The organism is Leptolyngbya cf. ectocarpi LEGE 11479 (assembly GCF_015207065.1).
Taxonomy (GTDB): Bacteria; Cyanobacteriota; Cyanobacteriia; order Phormidesmidales; family Phormidesmidaceae; genus Leptothoe; species Leptothoe ectocarpi.
In genome coordinates this window covers 1-3,771 of sequence record NZ_JADEXP010000478.1, presented here as the reverse complement: position 1 = coordinate 3,771, position 3,771 = coordinate 1, and the positions used below count along the sequence as shown (strand labels likewise).

General features: G+C 48.5%; 3 protein-coding genes. 1 reads left to right on the top strand and 2 read right to left on the bottom strand.

Annotated elements, in window-relative coordinates:
- Positions 1-430 precede the first annotated feature (430 nt).
- Entirely contained in the window at positions 431-1,150 is a 720-nt protein-coding gene (locus IQ260_RS28625) for a 16S rRNA (uracil(1498)-N(3))-methyltransferase (protein ID WP_193996471.1), read from the bottom strand.
- Positions 1,150-2,208: a PstS family phosphate ABC transporter substrate-binding protein gene (locus IQ260_RS28620; protein ID WP_193996470.1), complete on the bottom strand. Its 1,059-nt coding sequence runs from the start codon at positions 2,206-2,208 to the stop codon at positions 1,150-1,152. The genes IQ260_RS28625 and IQ260_RS28620 overlap by 1 nt, the downstream gene beginning before the upstream one ends.
- 677 nt (positions 2,209-2,885) lie before the next feature.
- Here IQ260_RS28620 and IQ260_RS28615 point away from each other — a divergent pair.
- Entirely contained in the window at positions 2,886-3,608 is a 723-nt protein-coding gene (locus IQ260_RS28615) for a peptidylprolyl isomerase (protein ID WP_193996469.1), read from the top strand.
- The last annotated feature ends 163 nt before the right edge of the window (positions 3,609-3,771 follow it).

Here is a 3,771-nt window from a genome sequence, read left to right as displayed (position 1 = left end):
CCTGAAAAGACGTGGTAATTATTGGTCGTAGTTTGCATGGTGATTGAATTGAATAAACACTAAACCCCATATCCAAATGCAGGTAAACTATAGTCACCTGTTTCATCTGAATTTTTTTTAGATTAACTAAAGTTAAATCTGTCGGCCATCCGGACAAACACGCGAGATTTATTGATAACAACAGCTCTCTTGAAAATCTCTTTACTAAGCAAAATTGCTAACCTGGGCATAGGAATTAACGCCAACAATTTATAAAATCTTGAGGCTAGATAATTTTCACTCGTAAAACTGTGCATGGTGATCGCTTGACAAATACCAAACTTCCTAGCCGAGTAAGTACAGGGAACTCTCACACCAATTAAATCTTTATATTTTCTTCAACTTAATCAAAGTCCAATCGTTGGGCATCCGAGCAATTACGAGACATTAGTTACGACAGCTGCTCTCGCACTGACGAAATAATCGCCAGCGCAGTCAGTGCCGCTGTTGTTGCCCGTAATATTCCGGATCCAAGAGAGGTTTCTTGGTAACCCTGTGCGATCGCAACTGTAATTTCCTCAGGTGTCCAGCCCCCCTCTGGGCCAATTGCCACCTGAACCGATTGCTGAGGAGAATCGGCCAGCAGTGTTTGTACACACGGTAATAGCCCAAGTGCGTTGACCCTGGGAACACAAAGATAGTTCCCAGTGTTGGTAACTCCATCCCTCATCCACTGGGTAAATTCCACAGGGGGAGCGATCTCAGGTACATAGACGCGCTCACACTGCTCTGATGCTTCTCGGGCAATGCGCCGCCAGCGCTCTAGCTTTTTAGGACTGGGTTTGAGTAGGGTACGTTCACTGAGTAGAGGTTGTATGTGGGTTACACCCAGCTCTGTCGCCTGACGAACCACGTCATCAAAACCCGTTTTGGGTAACGCCGCCACCAGGACCAGCTTTGCAGGGGGTGATAATGTGTGCAGCGGCGAGAGAATTTTTGCAAGGCCAGCTGCCGTCAGCTGAGCCTGCCATTGCTGACCCTGACCATCCTGGGCAATAAACACATCCCCTGGCTTTAACCGCAGCACCCGTTGCAAATAATGAGCTTGCTCACAGGTTAGCTGTAGCGTGTCAGTTACAGGCTGATTTGGATTAATGGTGATGCGCTGCATTAACGGATACCCACAAACCCAGCCTCTTCGATCAGGGTTTGGCCCTCAGGAGACAGCAGCATCTTGGCATAGGCTCGGCCAGCGGCTTCATCCTCAGCCCCATCTACCTTAGCAATCACAAACAGCCGTCGCGTGAGGGGATAGCTACCGTCACGAAATGCATCCGTATTCTCCGTGTTAGGCTGACCTACACAGGCCTGGCCTCTTTCCCAGGTGTCTGCAAAGGGAGGAATAGCTGGCTGGCCTTGGGGAGCGACAGGGATGGCATAAATCGAGCACTGGTTGATGATCTCAGGAGCTGAGGCGTAGTAAATGCCTCCTCTATCATTAAAAATTTGCCGTAATCCTATGGTCGTGTTTTCGACAAAGATAACGTTCTCACCATAGGTCTCTGCATCTAAAACATCTTCTAAAAAGAATTTGGCAGTACCTGCTGCCTCTGGCGAACGGCTGTAGGCACTGATTGGTAAATCTGGCCCGCCTAATTCTGACCAGTTGAGCACTTCACTGTTATAAATTGCTTTAATCTGATCAACGCTGAGACCGTCCAGCCCCAAGTCTGGGTGCACTGCCAGGGCAATGGCATCGATCGCCACAGGAATTTGTTCCAAACTAAACCCACGCTGTTGGGCAGCTTCATATTCTGCAGGCTCCAGGGGGCGTGAGGATTCCGCAAAGGAGAGCTGCCCTTCCAACAGCATCTGGATGCCTGTACCGGATCCAGGGGCACCGCTGGATGGCAGTGTATATCGTAGTTGAAACTCAGGAAATGCGTTGGCAATCGCCGCTTGAACCGGTCCATGCACTGGGATCCAGGTGGTGCTGCCACCATAGTTAAATAGACCTTGAGGAACGTTTTGAACCGTGCTTAATGTTTCTTCTGCAGGAACGGCGGCTGACACTGGAGGCTGACTAGCAACGCTATTTGAACGTCCGGTGGGTACCGCAATCCCACCACCACCACCAGTGAGCCAGGCGACCACACCAAACACGCCAGCAATGAGGCCAAACCCCGCCAGAGCAATGATCAGAGGAACTTTATTGGATTGCTTCTGCATAACGGGGCTCAATTACGTTGACTCACAAAATTCGTTCTACAGCCAGCTAGCTGTCCTTACCTAGCTGTCCTTACCTAGCTGTCCTTACAGTGTCCTGGAATCTTTAGCCAGGATATTAGTTCCAATTGATGTATCCCGTTTATCCTATAGACATTTTTGGCGCAGTTATGCCTATTTTTAAGCCAATGGCCGTGATTATTACCTTAGACCGATTGCGAAAATGTACGGAAAAACAACCGGAATTTCAAACGCTATTTGTGAAGAGGTAGCTAGAAAACTGCCGTTGCTGATTTCAGGAATGAACCGAGCGGTGAAATGTGCTGCTAGCCAATATTTGGCGGATTAAATTCATATCGGAGATCAGCAACGCCAGAACCTTACATATACATACCTATACATACGTACACATATGTAAAACTTGTTTAGTGTGTGAAATCCTTGGGAATGCTTAATCGAAGTTCTATTACGCCAATCTATAAAATTATCTCAAACCGATAAAATAAGCGCCGTAGCAATTATTCCTGATGCTAGCTTAGAGTTGCCTAGGCAATTATCCCTGATGCCAGCTCTAGGTACTGTTTTAAGCAGCTGGAGCCTATTCGGCTCTCTTCACCTTTATCCTGTCCAACTATCCCCAGACATAACGCTATAGTGCCCACTCCATCAGGGTTTTCATCATGACAGCAGTTTTGAAAATTGGCGATTCCGAGCTTGATATTCGGATGTTGCTAGAGCAACTACAGCAGCATCAGCTTTTGCCTAGGCTGGTGCAGGAGGTGGTGGTTGATCAGGCGATTGAGTCTGTAGCCTGCGATCCTGAAGAGGCCTATAAGGCATTTTGCCGTCAGCGTAATTTGGTCACTGAAGAACAGCAGCAGGCTTGGCAAACCCAGTACAACCTGACCCAAGAGCAGATGTATATGACGGCGCTGCGCGAGGCCAAAATTACTAAGTTTAAGGAAGACACCTGGGGCAAACAGGTGGAGTCTTACTTTCTAGAACGTAAGGTCAAGCTGGATCGGGTGCTGTACTCGTTGATTAGGACTAAAGACCCTAGCTTGGCTCAGGAGCTTTACTTTCGTCTCAATGACGATGGTGATTCCTTTACTGATTTGGCTCGGAATTATTCTGAAGGCCAAGAAGCTCAAACGGGGGGCTTAATTGGGCCTGTGGAGCTAAGTGTGCCCCATCCGATGATTGGCCGCATGCTGTCTGTCAGCCAGCCAGGACAGCTGTGGTCCCCTACTCCCATTGGTGAGTGGTATGTGATTACTCGTCTAGAAAAGTTTGTCCCAGCACAGTTTGACGATGCCATGCGTCAGCGGCTGATAGATGAACTTTTTACAGCATGGCTGCGGGAAACGACCCAGGGCACGGCTGTCCAGCCACTTTTGCCCTAGTAAACCCTGAGCCTACGTGTGCATCGTTAACGTGGATAACTTATGACTTATACCGTAAATCCTATACGTCAATCCCTCAGCGATGTAGCTCCTTTTGCCGGGCTACCGGCAGAGGCGTTACAGATGTTGGCTGAGCAGAGTCAGCTGTTGCGCTATCGTATGG